Source organism: Pseudomonas argentinensis, assembly GCF_001839655.2.
Lineage (GTDB): Bacteria > Pseudomonadota > Gammaproteobacteria > Pseudomonadales > Pseudomonadaceae > Aquipseudomonas > Aquipseudomonas argentinensis_B.
The window spans coordinates 1,317,734-1,335,917 of sequence record NZ_CP056087.1; the positions used below are offsets into that span (position 1 = coordinate 1,317,734).

Annotated in this window: 15 protein-coding genes and 1 riboswitch; of the genes, 8 read left to right on the forward strand and 7 right to left on the reverse strand. The window is 65.7% G+C overall.

The genetic code is table 11. From position 1 onward, the window contains the following. Positions 1 to 107: 107 nt before the first annotated feature. From SA190iCDA_RS05960 to SA190iCDA_RS05980, 5 genes are all read left to right on the forward strand, one after another. Complete coding sequence (locus SA190iCDA_RS05960; RefSeq protein WP_070884447.1) at positions 108 to 560, forward strand: DUF192 domain-containing protein; 453 nt, start codon at positions 108 to 110, stop codon at positions 558 to 560. 90 nt (positions 561 to 650) lie between these two features. Next, complete coding sequence (gene ribA, locus SA190iCDA_RS05965; protein WP_070884446.1) at positions 651 to 1,268, forward strand: GTP cyclohydrolase II; 618 nt, start codon at positions 651 to 653, stop codon at positions 1,266 to 1,268. Next, positions 1,265 to 1,678 carry an MFS transporter gene (locus tag SA190iCDA_RS05970; protein ID WP_070884445.1) on the forward strand — a complete coding sequence of 138 codons (414 nt, stop codon included), beginning with the start codon at positions 1,265 to 1,267 and terminating at the stop codon, positions 1,676 to 1,678. Before ribA ends, SA190iCDA_RS05970 begins: the two co-directional genes overlap by 4 nt. Then, complete coding sequence (locus SA190iCDA_RS05975) at positions 1,678 to 2,475, forward strand: helical backbone metal receptor (RefSeq protein WP_070884444.1); 798 nt, start codon at positions 1,678 to 1,680, stop codon at positions 2,473 to 2,475. Before SA190iCDA_RS05970 ends, SA190iCDA_RS05975 begins: the two co-directional genes overlap by 1 nt. A gap of 95 nt (positions 2,476 to 2,570) precedes the next feature. After that, complete coding sequence (locus SA190iCDA_RS05980) at positions 2,571 to 3,581, forward strand: AI-2E family transporter (RefSeq protein ID WP_070884443.1); 1,011 nt, start codon at positions 2,571 to 2,573, stop codon at positions 3,579 to 3,581. A 319-nt stretch (positions 3,582 to 3,900) separates the two neighbouring features. On the opposite strand, the gene SA190iCDA_RS05985 is transcribed toward SA190iCDA_RS05980, so the two are convergent. The 4 genes from SA190iCDA_RS05985 to SA190iCDA_RS06000 form a co-directional block, all read right to left on the reverse strand. Beyond that, positions 3,901 to 5,754, reverse strand: coding sequence for a TonB-dependent receptor domain-containing protein (locus tag SA190iCDA_RS05985; protein WP_070884442.1), 1,854 nt, complete (start codon positions 5,752 to 5,754; stop codon positions 3,901 to 3,903). A gap of 103 nt (positions 5,755 to 5,857) precedes the next feature. Then, a riboswitch (cobalamin riboswitch) is annotated at positions 5,858 to 6,076 on the reverse strand. A 42-nt stretch (positions 6,077 to 6,118) separates the two neighbouring features. Continuing rightward, positions 6,119 to 8,020, reverse strand: a complete 1,902-nt coding sequence (gene dxs, locus SA190iCDA_RS05990) for a 1-deoxy-D-xylulose-5-phosphate synthase (protein WP_070884441.1) — start codon at positions 8,018 to 8,020, stop codon at positions 6,119 to 6,121. Positions 8,021 to 8,138: 118 nt separating this feature from the next. Continuing rightward, on the reverse strand, positions 8,139 to 9,026 hold the full coding sequence (gene ispA / locus SA190iCDA_RS05995; protein ID WP_070884440.1) for a (2E,6E)-farnesyl diphosphate synthase: 888 nt from the start codon (positions 9,024 to 9,026) through the stop codon (positions 8,139 to 8,141). Beyond that, positions 9,023 to 9,265: an exodeoxyribonuclease VII small subunit gene (locus SA190iCDA_RS06000; protein ID WP_027903060.1), complete on the reverse strand. Its 243-nt coding sequence runs from the start codon at positions 9,263 to 9,265 to the stop codon at positions 9,023 to 9,025. Before SA190iCDA_RS06000 ends, ispA begins: the two co-directional genes overlap by 4 nt. A gap of 137 nt (positions 9,266 to 9,402) precedes the next feature. On the opposite strand from SA190iCDA_RS06000, the gene SA190iCDA_RS06005 reads away from it, so the two are divergent. Then, positions 9,403 to 11,349 carry a DNA topoisomerase III gene (locus SA190iCDA_RS06005; protein ID WP_070884439.1) on the forward strand — a complete coding sequence of 649 codons (1,947 nt, stop codon included), beginning with the start codon at positions 9,403 to 9,405 and terminating at the stop codon, positions 11,347 to 11,349. A gap of 445 nt (positions 11,350 to 11,794) precedes the next feature. On the opposite strand, the gene SA190iCDA_RS06010 is transcribed toward SA190iCDA_RS06005, so the two are convergent. Continuing rightward, positions 11,795 to 12,049, reverse strand: coding sequence for a hypothetical protein (locus SA190iCDA_RS06010; protein ID WP_139159444.1), 255 nt, complete (start codon positions 12,047 to 12,049; stop codon positions 11,795 to 11,797). A 90-nt stretch (positions 12,050 to 12,139) separates the two neighbouring features. Here SA190iCDA_RS06010 and SA190iCDA_RS06015 point away from each other — a divergent pair, with 90 nt between their 5' ends. Continuing rightward, positions 12,140 to 13,552 carry an amino acid permease gene (locus tag SA190iCDA_RS06015; protein WP_070884438.1) on the forward strand — a complete coding sequence of 471 codons (1,413 nt, stop codon included), beginning with the start codon at positions 12,140 to 12,142 and terminating at the stop codon, positions 13,550 to 13,552. Positions 13,553 to 14,021: 469 nt separating this feature from the next. Here the strand turns inward: SA190iCDA_RS06015 and SA190iCDA_RS06020 are convergent, their stop codons facing one another. Together SA190iCDA_RS06020 and SA190iCDA_RS06025 are read right to left on the reverse strand one after the other, a co-directional pair. Further along, the gene (locus tag SA190iCDA_RS06020) at positions 14,022 to 15,806 is read right to left on the reverse strand and encodes an IlvD/Edd family dehydratase (RefSeq protein ID WP_070884437.1); all 1,785 of its coding nucleotides are present in this window, start codon (positions 15,804 to 15,806) and stop codon (positions 14,022 to 14,024) included. 53 nt (positions 15,807 to 15,859) lie between these two features. After that, the gene (locus tag SA190iCDA_RS06025) at positions 15,860 to 17,038 is read right to left on the reverse strand and encodes a fumarylacetoacetate hydrolase family protein (RefSeq protein WP_070884436.1); all 1,179 of its coding nucleotides are present in this window, start codon (positions 17,036 to 17,038) and stop codon (positions 15,860 to 15,862) included. A gap of 115 nt (positions 17,039 to 17,153) precedes the next feature. Between SA190iCDA_RS06025 and SA190iCDA_RS06030 the strand changes: the two genes are divergently transcribed. Beyond that, entirely contained in the window at positions 17,154 to 18,095 is a 942-nt protein-coding gene (locus tag SA190iCDA_RS06030) for a LysR family transcriptional regulator (protein WP_070884435.1), read from the forward strand. Positions 18,096 to 18,184: the final 89 nt, after the last annotated feature.

Below are 18,184 nucleotides of genomic sequence, written 5' to 3' on the forward strand. Positions count from 1 at the left end.
TATAGCGGTAAATGCGGGTGCGCTGGGGCATCCGCTGCGCACGTCCGTCGCGTTGCGGGTGCGGCAAATGGCGTAGGATCGGCACCTCGTTCACGCTGGGGATCGTCATGAAGCATTGCGCTCTTTTGTGCGTCGCCCTGGGGCTTGCCTCGAACGCTGCGCTGGCACAGCTGCCTGAATGCCGGGTTGGCTTCCCGGCGGGGCAGGCTCGCGACCTGCCGCTTGCCGCCAGCCCCGAGGCGCGCACCCTGGGGCTGTCCGGTCGTGACGAGGCAGGCGGCGGCATGCTCTTCGCCTGGCCCCAGGAGGGGCTGCGCGAGCTGTGGATGAAGGACACTCGCGTCGCGCTGTCGGCGGCCTTCATCGACAGCGCCGGCAGGGTGCGCAAGGTGGTCGACATGCGTCCTTTCAGCCTGCAGCGTCATGGCTCCGATGAGCCGGTGCGCTATATCATCGAGGTCGCTCAGGGCGAGTTCGCGGACCTTGGGGTGGTGGTTGGCAGCCGCGTGAGGATCGACTGCGAGCCCGCCGACGGCCGAGCCGGTCCTCGATCCTTTTGATCGGTAATTCGGCTGACGCGGCTCCTGACGCTGCTGTTACACTATCACCCCTCGCAAATTCGCATCCCTTTCCGCTACCAGGAGCATCCGGTGCCTGTCGTGTTCGTCGCCGCCTCCCAACTGCCGACGCCGTTCGGTGTGTTCACCATGCATGGCTTTCTCGAAGAGGCCACGGGCAAGGAGCATGTCGCGCTGACCTTCGGCAATGTCGCCGACGGTGAGCCGGTGCTGGGGCGCCTGCATTCCGAGTGCCTGACCGGTGACGCGCTGTTCAGCCTGCGCTGCGATTGTGGCTTCCAGCTCGAGGGCGCCCTGCGTGCCATCGCCGAGGAGGGCCGCGGCGTGCTGCTGTACCTGCGTCAGGAAGGCCGTGGCATCGGCCTGCTCAACAAGATCCGCGCCTACGAGCTGCAGGATAGCGGCGCCGACACAGTCGAGGCCAACGAGCGCCTGGGCTTCGGTGCCGACATGCGTGACTACGCGATCTGCCTGCCGATGCTGGAGCACCTGGGCATCTCCTCGCTCAAGCTGATGACCAACAACCCGCGCAAGGTCAAGGCGCTTGGCGACATGGGCATTCCAGTCGCCAACCGCGTGCCGCTGCAATTGGGCCACAACCCGCACAACAGCAAGTACCTGGCCACCAAGGCCGGCAAGCTCGGGCACATGCTCGGCAAGCTGCACCAGGGTGAGGTCGAGCGGCCTTGACCCGCGCCGCGGTCAAGCGCCGGCTGGCCCTGCTCTGGTGGCGGCAACTGGCACTGACCCTGGCTCCACTGCTGCTGATCAATCTGCTGTTCGGTGCCGGGCGCCAACCGGGCGTGTTGGCCATGCCGTTGTTCATCGCTGGGTTGGCTTCGCTGTTCGTCAGTCTGCCGCTGTTCAGTGGCTACAAGCGCGCCCTGTTCGCCATCGTGAAAGCCCTGAATACCGCTGACGAACCTGCCGCCTGGCTGACCCTGGCCGCGCGCCGCGGCCCGGCATTGCTGGGCGCCGGGCTGCCGGCCTGGATCGCCGCCCTGGCGGTGTTCGCCGGGCTGGAGGCGGTGCCGCAGATTCTGCTGGCGCTGGCCAGCGTCGTGGTGCTCTACCTCTACCGCCTTCCTCGGCAGCTCTGATGCGCGGCGTGCTGCTCGTGCTGCTTTGGCTGCAGGCGACCTCGCTGCTGGCTGCCGAGCGGGTGGTCAGCCTGGCGCCGTCGCTGAGCGAAATCGTCCTCGAACTGGGGGCCGGCGACACGCTGGTCGGCGTGCTCGATGGCGGTGAGCGCCCGGCAGCATTGGCTCACTTGCCCTCCGTGGGGCGCTACGGGAATCTGGAAATGGAAACCCTGCTGGCCCTGCAGCCGGATCTGCTGCTGGTGTGGCCGGGCAGTGTCAGCGCTGCCCAGCGCGAGCAATTGCAGGCCTTCGATATTCCCATGCTGGTGCTCGAGCCCCATTCGCTGGACGAGCTGGCCAGGCAGTTCCTGCTGGTCGGCGAGCGGCTCGGTCGGCCGCAGGCGGCGCGGCGCCTGCATGATCGCTTCGTCGCAGGGCTCGAAGCGTTACGGGCGCGTTATCGACGTGACGAGCCCTTGCCGGTGTTCTATCAGGTGTGGGATGCACCGCTGTATACCGTCGGCGGCGAGCAGATCATCAGCGATGCCCTGCAGGTATGCGGGGCGCGCAACGTGTTTGCCGACCTCAGGCTGCCCGCGCCGCAGGTCAGCGTGGAGGCTGTGCTGCAGCGTGACCCGGCGTTGATCATCGCCGGGGATGCGCGCCAGTTGCAGTCTTGGCTGCGCTGGCCGCAACTCAGGGCGGTAAGGAGCGAGCAGTTGGTGGTGTTGCCTGATAAAGGCCTCGAGCGACCCAGCTTTCAAATGCTCGCTGCCACGGCCAGGCTCTGTGCGTTGCTCGCGCCGGCCAGGTGATCGCCGTCAAGGCTTGCGCTCGGGGCGTGCGATGACGCTGGTAAAGCGCGCCGCCAACTGGCAGATTGAACGCCTTCCGGTTCACTGCAGACGTTATGAAAGCCCCCGTATCCCCCTGGTTTTCCCCTGCCAGCGCCTTGATCGTTGGTGCCGCGCTCCTGCTGGTCTTTCCCCTGAAATTGCTGCCCAGCCTGCTGGCCGGCCTGCTGGTGTTCGAACTGGTCAACCGCCTGGCGCAGCCGATGCAGCGCCTGCTGGCGGGGCACATGGGCCGGGTGCTGGCGGTCGGCGTGCTCAGCGTGCTGGTGATCGCCGTGCTCGGGCTGCTCTTCGCCGGCGCCTTCTCATTGCTGATGCACGAGCTCAACAACCCGGGGCGGATGATGGGCAAGCTGCTCGGTGTGATCGACCGCGCCCGCGAGCAGTTGCCCGAAGCCTTGGTGGCCTACCTGCCGGCCAACGTCGACGATATCCGCGTCGCGCTGCACGACTGGCTGCGCGGGCACATCAGCGAGCTGCAGCTGCTTGGCAAGGGCGCCGTGCACATGTTCGTCACCGTGTTGATCGGCATGATCCTCGGCGCGGTGATCGCCCTGCAGAGCGTGCCCGAGCCGGATCAGCTCAAGCCCCTGGCCGGCGCCCTGCTGACCCGCGTGCAGCGTTTCGTCGAGGCGTTTCGCAATATCGTCTTCGCGCAGATCAAGATTTCCCTGCTCAACACCACCTTCACCGGCATCTTCCTGATGGGCGTACTGCCGCTGTTCGACGTGCACCTGCCGCTGACCAAGACGCTGATCGTGATCACCTTCGTGGCCGGCCTGCTGCCGGTGGTCGGCAACCTGATCTCCAACACCGCGATCTTCGTGGTCGGCCTGTCGCTGTCGATCTGGGTGGCGCTGGGCGCACTGGCCTACCTGATCGTTATCCACAAGGTCGAATACTTCCTCAACGCGCGCATCGTCGGCGGGCAGATCAAGGCGCGGGCCTGGGAGCTGCTCTTGGTGATGCTGGTGTTCGAGGCCGCCTTCGGCATCGCCGGGCTGGTGGCGGCGCCGGTCTACTACGCCTATGTGAAGAGCGAACTCAAGGCCCAGGGCTGGGTGTGATCATGTCGGCTGGATCGCCCCCGCAGCGTTTAAACGGATCGGGGAGATCCATCGACCGGGTAGGTGCCGCTTGCGGGCCATTTCCTGACTCAGGCCTCTTCATGCTCTCTCGACGAGGCGCCACGAGCAGTGATGACAGAAAGGCAGAAGCGAATATTGAGCTTCAAGCCGCAAGCCTCAAGCGGCAAGAAGAAGCTAGAGCACTGCGGGCTGCTTTGAACTTGTAGCTTGCAGCTTGCAGCTGCTTCCGCCACTTCGCCGCCAATCCACAGGAATACGGATTCGGGGTTTCCGAATGAACAAGGTCGTGACCGGGCTCTCAGAACGCCGGGGTCCAGGTCAGTGACAGCAGGGCAGTACGGCCTTCTTCCCGGTATTCCCGGTAATTCGTCACGGGCCAGCTTCCATCGCCGTACTGGGCGCGGCTGTAACCCTTGTCCAGCACGTTATCCACTTTCAGCCCCAGCGCCAGCTCCGCTGTCGCCTGCCAGTTGCCGCGCAGGCCAAGCAGCCCGTGGCCGGCGATCTCGCGCTGATTGTCGACGTCGTCGTAGGTACGGCTGACCGCCTGCCAGGTGGCGCCGAATGACCAGTCGCCGAACTGGCGATCCACATCCAGGCTCAGGGTGCGCTTGGCGCGGCGATTCAATTGCCTGCCGGTGCTGCGGTCGCGCGGATCGATCAGGCTCAGGCCAAGGGCGGCCTGCCAGCCCAGCAGTTCCTGCTGCAGGCTGCCTTCGAAGCCGTTGATACGCGCCTTGTCGAGGTTCTCGGCGGGCCAGCCGTTGATCGCATCACGCAGGTCGGTGCGGTACACCGAGGCCTGCAGCGCCGTGCGCTCGGCCACTTGGCTGCGCCACTGCAACTCGTAGGATTTCGAGGTCTCCGGCTGCAGGTCCGGGTTGCCGCCGCCTGGCCAGTAGAGGTCGTTGAAGGTCGGCGCGCGGAAGCCCTCGGCGTAGGAGAAGATCAGCTCGTTGCGCGCATCGAGCTGGTAACCCAGGGCCGCGCTGAACGTGTTGGCGCTGCCGAACTGCTGGTTCTTCTCGTGGCGCAGGCCCAGCTCGGTACTGAAGCGCTCGCCGCGGTAACGGTGCTGCGTCAGCAGGGCGTGGTTCCAGCGGCTGTCCTCGGCGTAGGCGGTATCGCTGTTGAGCTGTTCCTGGTAGCCATCGGCGCCGAGCAGCAGGCTGTGGCCGTCGCCCAGGTCGAGGGTGTTGAGCCAGGCCAGGCTGTTGCGGTAGGTGTTGAAGGGGCTGCTGGCGGGCACGTCATCGAAGCGCTCGACGGAGCGGTTCTCGCTGTGGCCGACTTCCAGGCGGCTTTTCCAGTCAGGCAGCAGCTGGGCGTCGAGGAACCCGGAGTAACTGGTCAGTTGATAGTCGGCGTACGGGTAGGCACCTTCCCAGCCACCGTCGTATTCGCTCTCGCCGCGCTGGTCGAGCACGCTGAAGCCGGCTGCCAGCGCTTCGCTGAAACGGTGACTGAGGGTGGCGCTGAAGGCGTTGATGCGGTAGGCGTCGCGATCGCTGTCCGGCGCCACGCGGGCATGGGTGCGATTGATGCCGCGGGTGTCGTCGGCGCTCAGGCCGAGGTTGAAACGAGTGTCGGCATCGCCACCGGACAGGCCCAGGCTGCGTTCCCAGCTGTGGTTCGACCCATAGCCGACGCGCAGGCGCGGGTTGAGCCCTTCGCCCGTAGCCCGACGGGTGAAAATCTGCACCACGCCGCCAATCGCATCGGCACCATGGATGGCCGAGCGTGAGCCGCGCAGCACTTCGACACGTTCGATCTGCTCGACATTCAGGTATTCCAGCGGCGCGCCACCAGCAGATGCCGAGCCGATGCGCTGACCGTCGACCAGCACCAGGCTCTGTGCGGTCTTGGTGCCGCGAATGTACAGGCCGCTGGTGCTGCCGCGGCCACCGGCGCGGGTGACCTGCACCCCTGGCACCCGGCTCAGCAGGTCGAGCACGCTGCCGGGCTGCAGGCGCTCGATGTCGGCGCGGGTGAATACCGTGGTGGGGGTGCTGCTCCGTTCGCGCGGCTGCACGTCACGGTTGCCCGTCACCACGGTCTCCGAGAGCTTCAGTGCATCCTCGTAGTTCGTCGGGGAGGCTAGTGCCAGGCCGGGGGCCAGCGACGTCGCCAGAAGCAGGCGGGATAATTTCATTCTGTGAATTCCTCAAAGGTCGGCAGACGTTCGAGGAGGGCAGGAGCAAGCCCAGCCGGGGCAATGAGCCCATGCAGCGCTTGACGGTGGTGCCCTCCGCAACACACGTCTCGTCCTGCAAGGGCGGTATCCGGGCTTTCGACCTGCAACCGCTGGCCTTCCCGGTAGACCCAGTGGCGGTTGAGCGGTTGTGCAATCGGCTGATTGCGGTCGATTACCGTTGCGGGGGCAGCGTCGGCTTGGCGCGCGGAGCGAGCGCACCGACTTCCCGTTTAACGCGCGGCGTGGCAGCGCCGCGCGCACCTGGCAGGAGGTGAACGAGGCGTACCTTAGAAGGTGACTGCATGAAACACAAGCAAGTCGGTCAGGCTTTGCTTGAGCCTTTTTCAAGACGCTGACGCACGGCCGCTTCGATGCCCGCTTCGTCCAGGCCACATTCGGCGAGCATCTGGTCGGGGCGGGCGTGCTCCACATAGCTGTCGGGCAGGCCCAGGTGCAGCATTGGCTTGAGGGTGCCCTGGGCGGCAAGGAATTCGCTGACCGCGCTGCCGGCCCCGCCCATCACGCTGTTTTCCTCGATGGTCACCAGCAGCTCGTGGCCTGCAGCCAGTTCGCTGACCAGCGCTTCGTCGAGGGGTTTGACGAAGCGCATGTCGACCACCGTGGCGTCCAGGGTTTCGCCGACGCGCAGGGCCTCATTCAGCTGCACGCCGAACACCAGCAGGGCGACACCCTTGCCCTGGCGGCGCACCACGCCCTTGCCGATCGGCAGTGGCGTCAGCTCACGGTCGATGGTTGCGTTCGGGCCGCTGCCGCGCGGGTAGCGCACTGCCGCCGGGCCAGTGAACTGGTAGCCGGTGGTGAGCATGTGGTGCAGCTCGTTTTCATCGCTCGGCGTCATGATCAGCATGCCGGGGATGCAGCGCAGGTAGGAGAGGTCGAAGCTGCCCGCGTGGGTCGGGCCGTCTTCGCCGACCAGGCCGGCGCGGTCGATGGCGAACAGCACGTCGAGGTTCTGCACAGCGACGTCGTGGATCAGCTGATCGTAGGCGCGCTGCAGGAAGGTCGAGTAGATCGCCACCACCGGCTTGGCGCCTTCGCAGGCCATGCCGGCGGCCAGCGTCACCGCATGCTGCTCGGCGATGGCCACGTCGAAGTAGCGATCCGGGTGACGCTCGCTGAACGCCACCAGGTCGGAGCCTTCCTTCATGGCCGGGGTGACCGCCATCAGGCGTTCGTCATGGGCGGCCATCTCGCACAGCCATTGGCCGAACACGCTGGAGTATTTCGGGCCGGACGGCTTCTTCACCTCGGCCGGCGCGTTGATCGGCTCCAGCTTGGTGATGGCGTGGTAGACGATCGGATCGACCTCGGCCGGCGCGAAGCCCTTGCCCTTCTTGGTGACCACATGGAGGAACTGCAGGCCCTCCAGGTCGCGCATGTTGCGCAGGGTGGCCAGCAGGGTCGGCAAGTCGTGGCCGTCGATGGGGCCGATGTAGTTCCAGCCCAGCTCTTCGAACAGGGTGCCGGAGACCAGCATGCCCTTGGCGTGCTCTTCGGTCTTGCGGGCGATTTCCCAGGCGCCGGGCAGCTTGGACAGCACTTTCTTGCTGCCTTCGCGCACGTTGGCGTAGGTGCGGCTGGAGAGGATCTTGGCCAGGTAGTTGGACAGGCCGCCGACGTTCTTGGAGATCGACATGTCGTTGTCGTTGAGCACCACCAGCATGTTGGCCTTCACGTCGGCAGCGTGGTTGAGCGCTTCGAAGGCCATGCCGGCGGTCAGCGCGCCGTCGCCGATCACCGCCACCGACTTGCGCTTGCTGCCCTGGCGCTGGGCGGCGATGGCCATGCCCAGTGCGGCGCTGATCGAGGTGCTGGAATGGCCAACGCCAAAGGTGTCGTATTCGCTCTCCGAGCGACGCGGGAAGGCGGCGATGCCGTCTTTCTGGCGCAGACTGCCCATGCGCTCGCGGCGGCCGGTAAGAATCTTGTGGGGGTAGGCCTGATGGCCGACGTCCCACACCAGGCGGTCGTCTGGCGTATCGAAGACGTAGTGCAGGGCGACGGTCAGTTCGATCACCCCGAGGCCGGCGCCAAAATGCCCGCCGGTCTGGCCGACCGTGTAGAGCAGGTACTGGCGCAGTTCATCCGCCAGGGTTTCCAGCTCGGCCTCGCCAAGGCGGCGCAACTCATCCGGCGTATTGGCACGGTCGAGCAGCGGCGTCAGCGGGCGTTCGCGGGGAATCTCGTGGAAAGTCGTCGGCATCAGGTGAGTCGTTATAGGAATTCGAAAATAGTGGGGCAGTCTACCTGATGCGATGACCCTAGCCCAAGGGAGGGCTTGGGCGTGTTTGCCGCAGCAGCGATGTCAGATAGACAGCGGTTCAGTTGCGCCGTTCGACGATATAACGCGCCAGCTCGCGCAGCGGCTCGGCGGCCTCGCCGAACGGCCGCAGGGCGTGCAACGCCTGGTCGCGCAGCTCCAGGGCATAGGCCTTGGCCGCGTCCATGCCGAGCAGGGCGGGGTAGGTCGGCTTGTCGTTCGCCTGGTCCTTGCCCTGGGTCTTGCCCAGGGTCGCGGTATCGCTTTCCACGTCGAGGATGTCGTCCTGCACCTGGAAGGCCAGGCCGACGGCGCGGGCGTAGGTGCTCAGCGCTGCCAGGCTGTACGTGTCGGCGCGGCCGCTGGCCAGGGCACCGAGGCGCACGCTGGCTTCGATCAGCGCACCGGTCTTGTGCCGATGCATGGTTTCCAGTGCCGGTTGCTGCAATTGCTGGCCCACCGAGCCGAGGTCGATGGCCTGGCCACCGACCATGCCGGCCGGGCCTGCCGCATCGGCCAGGGCCTGGAACATGCTCAGGCGAATCTCGGCGCTCTGCGGGTTGTGCGCTGTGCTGGCAAGCACGGCGAAGGCCAGGCTCTGCAGGCCATCGCCGGCAAGAATCGCGGTGGCTTCGTCGAAGGCCTTGTGGGTGGTCGGCTGACCGCGACGCAGGTCGTCGTCGTCCATGGCCGGCAGGTCGTCGTGCACCAGGGAATAGGCATGGATCAGTTCCACCGCGCAGGCCGCGCCATCGGCCTGCTGCGCGCTGCCGCCGAGGGCTTCGCAGGCGGCATAGGCAAGCAGCGGGCGCACCCGCTTGCCACCGTTGAACACGCTGTAGCGCATGGCCGCATACAGGCGCTCGAGCTCGGCGCGTGGTGCCGCGAACAGCGGCTCAAGGGCCGCGTCGACCTGTTTCTGGCAGCGCGCCTGGTAGGCGGCGATCATAGCGGCTCGTCCGTTTCGAAGGGCGCCGCTTCCAGGGCGCCGTCGCGCTCCAGGAGGATCTGTACCTTCTGCTCGGCCTGGGTCAGGGCGGCCTGGCATTCGCGGGTCAGGCCGATGCCTTGCTCGAAGGCGCTCAGTGACTCTTCCAGCGACAGCTCGCCGTTTTCCAGGCGCTCGACCAGGGTTTGCAGCTCGGTGAGGGATTGCTCGAAATCGAGCGCGGCTTTCTTGCGGGCCATGTCAGCAGTCTCAGGCGGGGTTCGCGGTCGCCGCGACACTAGCAGAGGGCTCTGTCGCGAGCAAATCGACCCAGGTGAGCGATTTGTATGGATATACAGTATTCTAGCGGGTGTTCCTCTTATGGTGGCCATACCTGATGCGCCTGTTTCTCTGCGAAAAGCCGTCCCAAGCCAAGGACATCGCCAGCGTGCTCGGGGCCACGCGGCGCGGTGACGGCTGCTGGCTGGGCAACGGCGTGACGGTGACCTGGTGCATCGGCCATCTGCTCGAGACGGCGCCGCCGGATGCCTACGATGCGCGCTACAAACGCTGGGTGCTGGACGACCTGCCCATCGTCCCGCAGCAGTGGAAGATGCGCATCAAGCCCAAGACCGCCGCGCAGTTCAAAGCGGTCAAGCGCCTGCTTGGCGAAGCCAGCGAACTGGTGATCGCCACGGACGCCGACCGTGAAGGCGAGATGATCGCCCGCGAGCTGCTCGACCATTGCCGCTACCGCGGGCCGATCCAGCGCCTGTGGCTGTCAGCGCTGGACGACGCCTCGATCCGCAAGGCCCTGGCCGCGCTCAAGCCGGGCGCCAGCACCTACAACCTCTATCAATCGGCGCTTGGCCGCTCGCGGGCCGACTGGCTGATCGGCATGAACATGAGCCGTCTGTTCACCCTGCTCGGGCGCAAGTCCGGTTATCAGGGCGTGCTGCCGGTCGGCCGCGTGCAGACGCCGACCCTGCGCCTGGTGGTGGACCGGGATCGCAGCATCGCCGACTTCGTGCCGGTGCCGTTCTGGGCCATCGACGTCATCCTCGACGGCAACGGCACGCCGTTCGCCGCTCAGTGGCGCGCGCCCCAGGACGATTGCGACGAGCAGGGCCGCTGCCTCAAGCGAGCGGTCGCGCAGCGCGCCGCCGAGGCCATGCAGGGCGCCGAGCATGCCGTGCTCGAACGGTTGAGGACCGAGCGCATGCGCGAGGCGCCGCCGTTGCTGTTCGATCTCGGCACGTTGCAGCAGGTGTGCTCGAAGAAGCTCGGCCTGGGCGCCCAGGAAACCCTGGACATCGCCCAGAAACTCTACGAGACCGACAAGCTGATCACCTACCCGCGTAGTGACTGTGGCTACCTGCCACTGAGCCAGCATGCCGAGGCGCCGGCCATTCTGGCGGCGCTGGGGCAGGCCGACCCAGGTTTGCGCGAGGTGCTGGCGCATACCCAGGCCGGGCGCCGTTCGCGGGCCTGGAACGACGCCAGGGTCAGCGCCCACCATGGCATCATCCCGACCCTGGCAGCTAGTGGCCTGGCCCGGCTGAGCGGCCGGCCACGTGCCGTCTACGAGCTGATCCGCGCCCGCTACCTGGCGCAGTTCCTGCCCAACCACGAATACGAGCGCACCCAGGCGGATTTCGATTGCGCCGGCCATAGCCTGCGCGCGGTCGGCAAGCAGATCGTCGAGCCCGGCTGGAAGCGCGCATTGCCCGAAGCCCTGGCCCCGAGCAAGGGCCGTGAGGCGCCTGCACCCCAGGCGTTGCCCACGTTGCACGAAGGACAGCAGTGCGCGGTACGCGAGGTGACGCTCAAGGACCAGTTCACCCAGCCGCCCAAGCCGTTCACCGAAGGCGACCTGATCCAGGCCATGAAGAACGTGGCGCGGCTGGTCGAGGATCCGCGCCTGAAGCAGAAGCTCAAGGACACCACCGGCATCGGCACCGAAGCCACCCGCGCCGGGATCATCCAGGGGCTGATCGACCGCGGTTACCTGAGCAAGCAGGGCAAGACCCTGGCGGCCACCTCGGCAGCCTTCGGCCTGATCGATGCGGTGCCCCGCGCCATCGCCGACCCTGGCACCACGGCGATCTGGGAGCAGGCACTGGACATGGTGCAGAGCGGTGAGATGCCGCTGGAGGAGTTCGTCGCCAAGCAGTCGGCCTGGATGGGCCGGCAGATCGAGCGCTGCCGTGAGCTGCAGCTGACCATCAGTGGCCCGCCGCCGGGTGGCAAGCCTGCCTGGAAGGGCAAGCGCAAGGCTGCTCCACGCAAAGGCGCGCCGGCCCGGCGTGCTGGTGCTGGAGCCAGAAAGGCCAAATCGAAGTAGGTGATTGCTTCTGGTTGCTGGCGTTTCCACGCAGCCTGGTAGGGCGAGCGGGTCGCGCAGCGTGGATGCTCTTCTCATCTACCGTAGGCATCGGCAGGCGGTGGCGGATGTGGGAGCGGGCGGGACGCCTAGTCCATGCCCGCGATTCGCGCGCATGGCGCTCTCCCACAAGGCAGGCCCCGGCCCTTCCTACGACTCGGTCGCCGTTGGCGTAGCCGCGGCGGATAACGCGCCGGCTACGCGCCCCGATCCACGCTACGACTCTGTCCAGGTCTGGCGACTGCAACAGCCCGTTCGCGATGCCACCTATCTGCTCGTTGCACGCGCGGAGTATTCCCAAATGGAAATTTTCCGTTACCATCCGGCGCGTTGAATTTAACGAACGGGTCTTATTTGCCTGTTCGGTTACCCGTGAAAGCCGGTTACTGGCTTGTTTTTAAAGGCTTTAACGGCGCATTTCGGCTATCGGGTTGATGGCGCGTACACGGCCGGAGCGGCTGTGGGTTGCGCGGATTTGTGGAGTAAAACGAACATTCAAAACGGTGTGCCGGTGATTTCCAGGTAGCACCCCTGCGGTAATCGGCTTGGCTGTCACGGTGGTGACGGGGCCTTTCTCTGCTTTAACCGGATGGATTTCGGCAAGGAACTGTTGCCCGAGACCGGCTCGCCGGATCCGGAAACGCTCATGGAAAGCGATCACGCAGCGAAGCCTGCTGGCGCGCCGCATGGCGGCATGCGCAGCGGCCTGGCTTCAACTGTTTCAGCAAAATCAATAAGAGGGAGTCCTTCTATGGATGCGGTATCAGCCGAACAGGCTAAGCAGGAGCCTGAGAGCAAGCTCAGTGCGTCATTGAAGCCCCGGCACCTCACCATGATGTCCATCGCCGGGGTGATCGGCGGGGCATTGTTCGTCGGCTCCGGCAGCGTGATCCACAGCGCCGGGCCGGCAGCGGTACTGGCCTACCTGGCGGGCGGCATCCTGGTGGTGCTGATCATGCGCATGCTCGGTGAGATGGCCACCTCCTCGCCGGACACCGGCTCGTTCTCCACCTACGCCGAGCGCGCCATCGGCCGCTGGGCCGGTTTCACCATCGGCTGGTTGTACTGGTGGTTCTGGGTCATCCTCATGGCCTGGGAAGCCTACGTGGCGGGCACCATCCTCAATGGCTGGTTCCCGGAGGTCAGCGTCAACGTCTTCGTGCTGGCCGCCACCCTGGTGCTGATCAGCATCAACTTCTTCAACGTCAAGCACTACGGCGAGTTCGAGTTCTGGTTCGCGCTGATCAAGGTGGTGGCGATCATCTGCTTCCTGGCGGTCTGCAGCCTGGCCGTGCTCAGCCTGTGGCCGACCGGCGAGACGCGCGGCTTCAGCAACCTGACCGCCCAGGGCTTCATGCCCAACGGTATCGAGTCCGTGGTGGTGGCCATTCTCGGGGTGATGTTCGCTTTCCTCGGTGCCGAGATCGTCACCATCGCCGCCTCGGAAGCCAAGGACCCGGCCAACCAGATCGTCAAGGCCACCAACTCGGTGGTCTGGCGCGTGTGCCTGTTCTATATCGGCTCGATCTTCCTGATCGTCTGCCTGGTGCCTTGGAACGACCCGCTGATGGCCCAGTCCGGCTACGGTTCCTACCGCCGTACCCTGGAGCTGCTGGGCATTCCCTACGCCGAGCTGGTGATGAACTTCGTGGTGCTGACCTCGGTGAGCAGTTGCATGATCTCGGCGCACTACACCGCCTCGCGCATGCTGTTCTCGCTGTCCACCCGGGGTGACGCGCCGCGCTTCCTGAAAATCACCCGTACCGGAACCGGCGTGCCGGTGTTCGCGATCATTGCCTCCTGCTCGGTGGCCATCTTCGTGGCGCTGATCAACTTCAGCGAAACCCTGCGCCCCAAGGACGTGCTCGACACCCTGATGAACACCACCGGCATGATCGCCCTGCTGGTGTATCTGGTGATCGCCTTCTCGCAACTGAAGATGCGCCGCAAGCTGGAAGCCGAGGGCAAGGACATCCGCCTGAAAATGTGGCTGTTCCCCTGGCTGACCTACCTGGTGATCCTGTTCATCGTCGGCTCCCTGGTGACCATGGCATTCGTCGAGGAATACCAGGTGCTGGTCATCTCCACCGGCGCGGCGGCAGCCTTGGTGGTGGCGCTCGGTGTGCTGGTGCACAAGCGCGCGGCGAAGAAGCTCGCACGCTGATCGTAAGCCGGTGATCGACACGAGGGGCGCACCTGTGAAGGTGCGCCCCTTTTTAATGGTTCTTCGCGGAGGCGGGAAGGTCAGTCTTGACACCGGACTGGCAACTTAATGTGTTGGCTCGCTTGATGTTGTAGACGCCGCTGCGGTGTGTGCAGATGCTCCCTGTTTCGCCCCCTCGGGCGACTCACTTTTCTTTGAAGTGCGCAAAGAAAAGTAAGCAAAAGAAAGCGCACCCCATCATCCGGCCCCGGCGTAGCCGGGGCCGGATGATGGGGCGGAGGGTTTTGGTTACTTTTGCCCGCAAAAGTGACTCGCCCGACAGGGCGAAACCGGAGACGTCAGTAGAACGCCGATAAACAACTTGAGCGCCGAGAACACCCGCGCGCTCACACAAAATTGCCAGTCCGGTGTCAACCAAACATTCCCCCTACAATGGGAACAAGCTTTTTAATGCCTGACGACAGGCCCCTCAGTGGGAGTGCCGCGGCATACCGCCGCTGCGCGCGATTATGCGCATGTGCAGGGTGGCCGGTTCCAGGCAGCCGCCGGTGGAGAGCTGGCCGACCAGCTGGCGATACAGCTCCTGCCAGGGTGTTTGCGAGGCGGGATAGCTCGGCTTCCAGGCGGCGCGACGGCGCTGCATCTCCTCGTCGTCGATCAGCAGGTTCACCGAACGGGCGTTGAGGTCGACGCGCAGCACGTCGTTGGTCTGCAGCAGCGCCAGGCCGCCGCCCACCGCTGCTTCCGGCGACATGTTGAGGATCGACGGGCTGGCCGAGGTGCCGCTCTGCCGGCCATCGCCCAGGCAGGGCAGGGAGGTCACGCCCTGTTTGATCAGCGCCGCCGGCGGGTCCATGTTGACCACCTCGGCGCTGCCCGGATAACCGACCGGGCCGGCGCCACGTACCACCAGGATGCAGCGCTCGTCGATATCCAACGACGGGTCGTTGATGCGCGCGTGGTAGTCCTCGGGGCCCTCGAAGACGATGGCCCGCGCTTCGAAGCAGTTCTCCTTGCCGGGCTCGGCCAGGTAGGTCTTGCGGAAGGCTTCGCCGACCACCGACATCTTCATGATCGCGCTGTCGAAGAAGTTGCCGCTGAGCACGATGAAGCCGGCGCTGTGCTTGAGCGGCTCGTCGTAGGGCAGGATCACCTCGCGGTTGCCGGTCACCGTGCCTGCGACGATCTCGCCGATACGCCGGCCGCTGACCGTCATGCAGTCTTCGTGCAGGCGCCCGGCCTTCTGCAGCTCGTGCATTACCGCTGGCACGCCGCCGGCGTGGTGGAAGCCTTCGCCCAGGTATTTGCCGGCCGGCATGCAGTTGACCAGCAGCGGCACGCTCTCGCCGATGCGTTGCCAGTCCTCGAGGCTCAGCTCGATGCCCATGTGCCGGGCGATGGCGATCAGGTGCGGCGGGCAGTTGCTCGACGCGCCGAGGGCCGAGGCCACCGCGATGGCGTTCTCGAAGGCTTCGCGGGTCATGATCTGCGAGGGGCGCACGTCCTGCATCACCAGTTCGCAGATGCGCTTGCCGGTGGCGTAGGCCATCTGCCCGCGCTCGCGGTAGGGCGCGGGAATGCTGGCGCAGCCGGTCAGCGACATGCCCAGTGCTTCGGCCAGGGCGTTCATCGACAGGGCCGTGCCCATGGTGTTGCAGTGGCCCACCGACGGCGAGGCGGCGGTGGTCATTTCCATGAAGCCTTCGTAGTCGATTTCGCCCGCGGCCATCAACTTGCGCGCGTGCCAGAGCACGGTGCCCGAGCCGATCAGCTCGCCCTTGTGGTGGCCGTCGAGCATCGGCCCGCCGGACAGTACGATGGCCGGCAGGTCGGTGGTGGCCGCGGCCATCAGGCAGGCCGGCGTGGTCTTGTCGCAGCCGGTGGTCAGCACCACGCCGTCCAGCGGGTAGCCGTGGAGGATTTCCACCAGGCCCAGGTAGGCCAGGTTGCGGTCCAGCGCGGCAGTGGGACGACGGCTCTGCTCGGCGATGGGGTGCACCGGAAATTCCATGGGAATGCCGCCGGCATCGCGGATGCCGGCCTTGACCCGCTGGGCCAGCTCCAGGTGGTGGCGGTTGCAGGGCGTCAGGTCGCTGCCGGTCTGGGCGATGCCGATGATCGGCCGGCCTGACTGCAGCTCGGCGCGGGTCAGCCCGTAGTTCATGTAGCGCTCGACGTAGATGGCGGTCATGTCGGCGTGGTCGGGATCGTCGAACCACTGCTGGCTGCGCAGCGGGCGTTTGGGGTCGGTCATGATTCGTTTCTCTTGTTCTTGAATGAATCGCTTGGCGCTGGATACAGCGATGATCAGTCCAGCAGGCCGCGGGCGCTGAGGTTCTTGATCAGCGCGGTGATGCCGAAGGTCCAGGGTGCGGCCTTGTCGCTGGTGGTCACCTGGTTGTGCAGGGCGCCAAGGCGCGGGCTGCTGATGCTCACGCGGTCGCCGATTTTATGGGTAAAGCCACTGCCGGGGTGGTCGCGGTCCTCGGTGGGCGCGAACAGGGTGCCGAGAAACAGCAGGAAGCCGTCCGGATACTGGTGCGAGGCGTTGAGGGTCTGGCTCGCCAGGTTCTGCGGGTCGCGGCTGATCTGGTCCATGGAGCTGGAGCCGGTGAGCCGGTAACCGTCGGTGCCTTCAACCTCGAGCTCTACCACGCAGTTGCGCACTGTATCGAGGTCGAAGTGTTCGTCGAACAGGCGGATGAACGGGCCGATGGCGCAGGAGGCGTTGTTGTCCTTGGCCTTGCTGAGCAAGAGGGCGCTACGGCCTTCCACGTCGCGCAGGTTGACGTCGTTGCCCAGGGTCGCACCGTGGATCTGCCCGCGGCTGTTGACCGCCAGCACCACTTCCGGCTCCGGGTTGTTCCACTGGGAAATCGGGTGGATGCCGATCTCGCTGGCGCTGCCCACGGCGGCCAGAATCGGTGCCTTGGTGAAGATCTCCGCGTCCGGGCCGATGCCGACTTCCAGGTACTGCGACCACATGTTCTGCTCGATCAGCAGCTCCTTGAGGCGCATCGCCTGGGGCGAGCCGGGCTGTACCGCGCGCAGGTTGTCGCCGATGGCTTCGCGCACGATGGCCCGCACGCTCTGCGCCTTGGCGGCGTCGCCGGCGGCTTTCTCCTCGATCACCCGCTCGATCATGCTGGCGGCGAAGGTCACCCCGGCGGCCTTGATCACCTGCAGGTCGGCTGGCGCCAGCAGATACGCCTGGCTCGGGTCGGCGTGGGCGCCGGTGTTGGCCAGCAGCGCCTCGATGCTGCCGACGAAGGTGCCGGGCGTTTCGCGCACCGCCTGCAGCGGATCATCGAGTTCCAGCAACTGGCTGAGGGTGGCGAAGCGAGCCGACAGATCGAACACGCCGTCGGCGCGCAGCACGATGGGTGAAGGGCCGGCGATGGCGCCGGGAACCCAGGCGCGGCCGATCAGCGTGGCCGTGGCCGCGTCGGCGGGCAGGGTGTTTTCAGGGGTCAGGCGGATCGACATGGCGATGGATTCCGGGGTGCATGAAAGCTGCAAGCTAGGCGCCGATGTGGATAAACTCCAATGGCATATTTTCAATTATCAATAACCTGGCGTTATTGAATGCCTGGAGCTGCCCATGTCGGATCTGTCGTTCTCGAGCTTCTGCAACTGGCTGAAATTCCGTCACCTGACGCTCCTCGACACCCTGGGCCGCACCCGCAACATGCACCTGGCGGCGCAGCAGATGAACCTCAGCCAGCCGGCGTTGAGCAAGATGCTCAAGGAGATCGAGAGCCTGCTCGGCTTCGCCGTGTTCGAGCGCCTGCCGCGCAGCATGCAACCCACGCCGCTGGGCGCCCAGGTGCTGCGCTATGCGCACCTGGCGCTCAACGACGCGCGCACCTTCGTCGAGCAGATCAACAACCTCAGCGCCGGCGGCCATGGTCACCTCAAGGTCGGCGGCATCTTCGCCGCCACGGCGGTGGCGCTGCCCGAGGCCATCGTGCAGATCAAGCAGCGCTGGCCGCTGCTGGCCATCGAAGTGGTCGAGCAGACCAGCGACCACCTGATGGAAATGCTCGAGGAGCGCAACCTGGATCTGGCCATCGGCCGTTTCACCGAGCAGAGCCAGCAGCAGCGCTATGACTTCCAGCCTCTGGCGCCGGAGCCGTTCTGCATCGTGGTCAACAGCCGTCACCCGCTGTGCGAGGCCGGGCCCATGACCCTGGAGCAACTGGTGACCTGGCCGTGGATTCTCTATCCCAAGGGCACGCCGATCCGTGGGCGCATGGAAGAGGTGTTCGCCAAGGCCAGGGTGGAGGTGCCGCGCAACACCATCGACACCATCTCCATGCAGACCTTTCTCAAGGTGCTGCAGGGCGGCCCGATGATCGGCATGCTGCCCGAAGCCATGGTGCTTGAGCACCTGGAAAGCGGCCTGTTGAAGAAGCTCGACACACCGTTCTACCTGCTGCCCCAGGACTACGGGATTCTCACCCGTAAGGGCGATCAGCTGCTGGGGCCGGCCCGGGAGTTCGCCGACATCCTGCTCGCCAATGCGCAGCGCGAGCGTGACTGATTCGATAACGCAACGTTATCGATTAATCAGCAAATGCCATTGGGATTGAATCGATCCGCGGCATAGATTACCGGCCATCGCCACTGCGG

What these genes read in the sequence shown, in the direction of transcription:
- SA190iCDA_RS05960 (WP_070884447.1), top strand. Translation starts at nt 108, where the DNA reads ATGAAGCATTGCGCTCTTTTGTGCGTCGCCCTGGGGCTTGCCTCGAAC.
- SA190iCDA_RS06000 (WP_027903060.1), bottom strand. Translation starts at nt 9,265, where the DNA reads ATGGCCCGCAAGAAAGCCGCGCTCGATTTCGAGCAATCCCTCACCGAG.
- SA190iCDA_RS06020 (WP_070884437.1), bottom strand. Translation starts at nt 15,806, where the DNA reads ATGACCGACCCCAAACGCCCGCTGCGCAGCCAGCAGTGGTTCGACGAT.
- dxs (WP_070884441.1), bottom strand. Translation starts at nt 8,020, where the DNA reads ATGCCGACGACTTTCCACGAGATTCCCCGCGAACGCCCGCTGACGCCG.
- SA190iCDA_RS05985 (WP_070884442.1), bottom strand. Translation starts at nt 5,754, where the DNA reads ATGAAATTATCCCGCCTGCTTCTGGCGACGTCGCTGGCCCCCGGCCTG.
- SA190iCDA_RS06025 (WP_070884436.1), bottom strand. Translation starts at nt 17,038, where the DNA reads ATGTCGATCCGCCTGACCCCTGAAAACACCCTGCCCGCCGACGCGGCC.
- SA190iCDA_RS05975 (WP_070884444.1), top strand. Translation starts at nt 1,678, where the DNA reads ATGCGCGGCGTGCTGCTCGTGCTGCTTTGGCTGCAGGCGACCTCGCTG.
- SA190iCDA_RS06005 (WP_070884439.1), top strand. Translation starts at nt 9,403, where the DNA reads ATGCGCCTGTTTCTCTGCGAAAAGCCGTCCCAAGCCAAGGACATCGCC.
- SA190iCDA_RS05980 (WP_070884443.1), top strand. Translation starts at nt 2,571, where the DNA reads ATGAAAGCCCCCGTATCCCCCTGGTTTTCCCCTGCCAGCGCCTTGATC.
- SA190iCDA_RS06030 (WP_070884435.1), top strand. Translation starts at nt 17,154, where the DNA reads ATGTCGGATCTGTCGTTCTCGAGCTTCTGCAACTGGCTGAAATTCCGT.
- ispA (WP_070884440.1), bottom strand. Translation starts at nt 9,026, where the DNA reads ATGATCGCCGCCTACCAGGCGCGCTGCCAGAAACAGGTCGACGCGGCC.
- SA190iCDA_RS06015 (WP_070884438.1), top strand. Translation starts at nt 12,140, where the DNA reads ATGGATGCGGTATCAGCCGAACAGGCTAAGCAGGAGCCTGAGAGCAAG.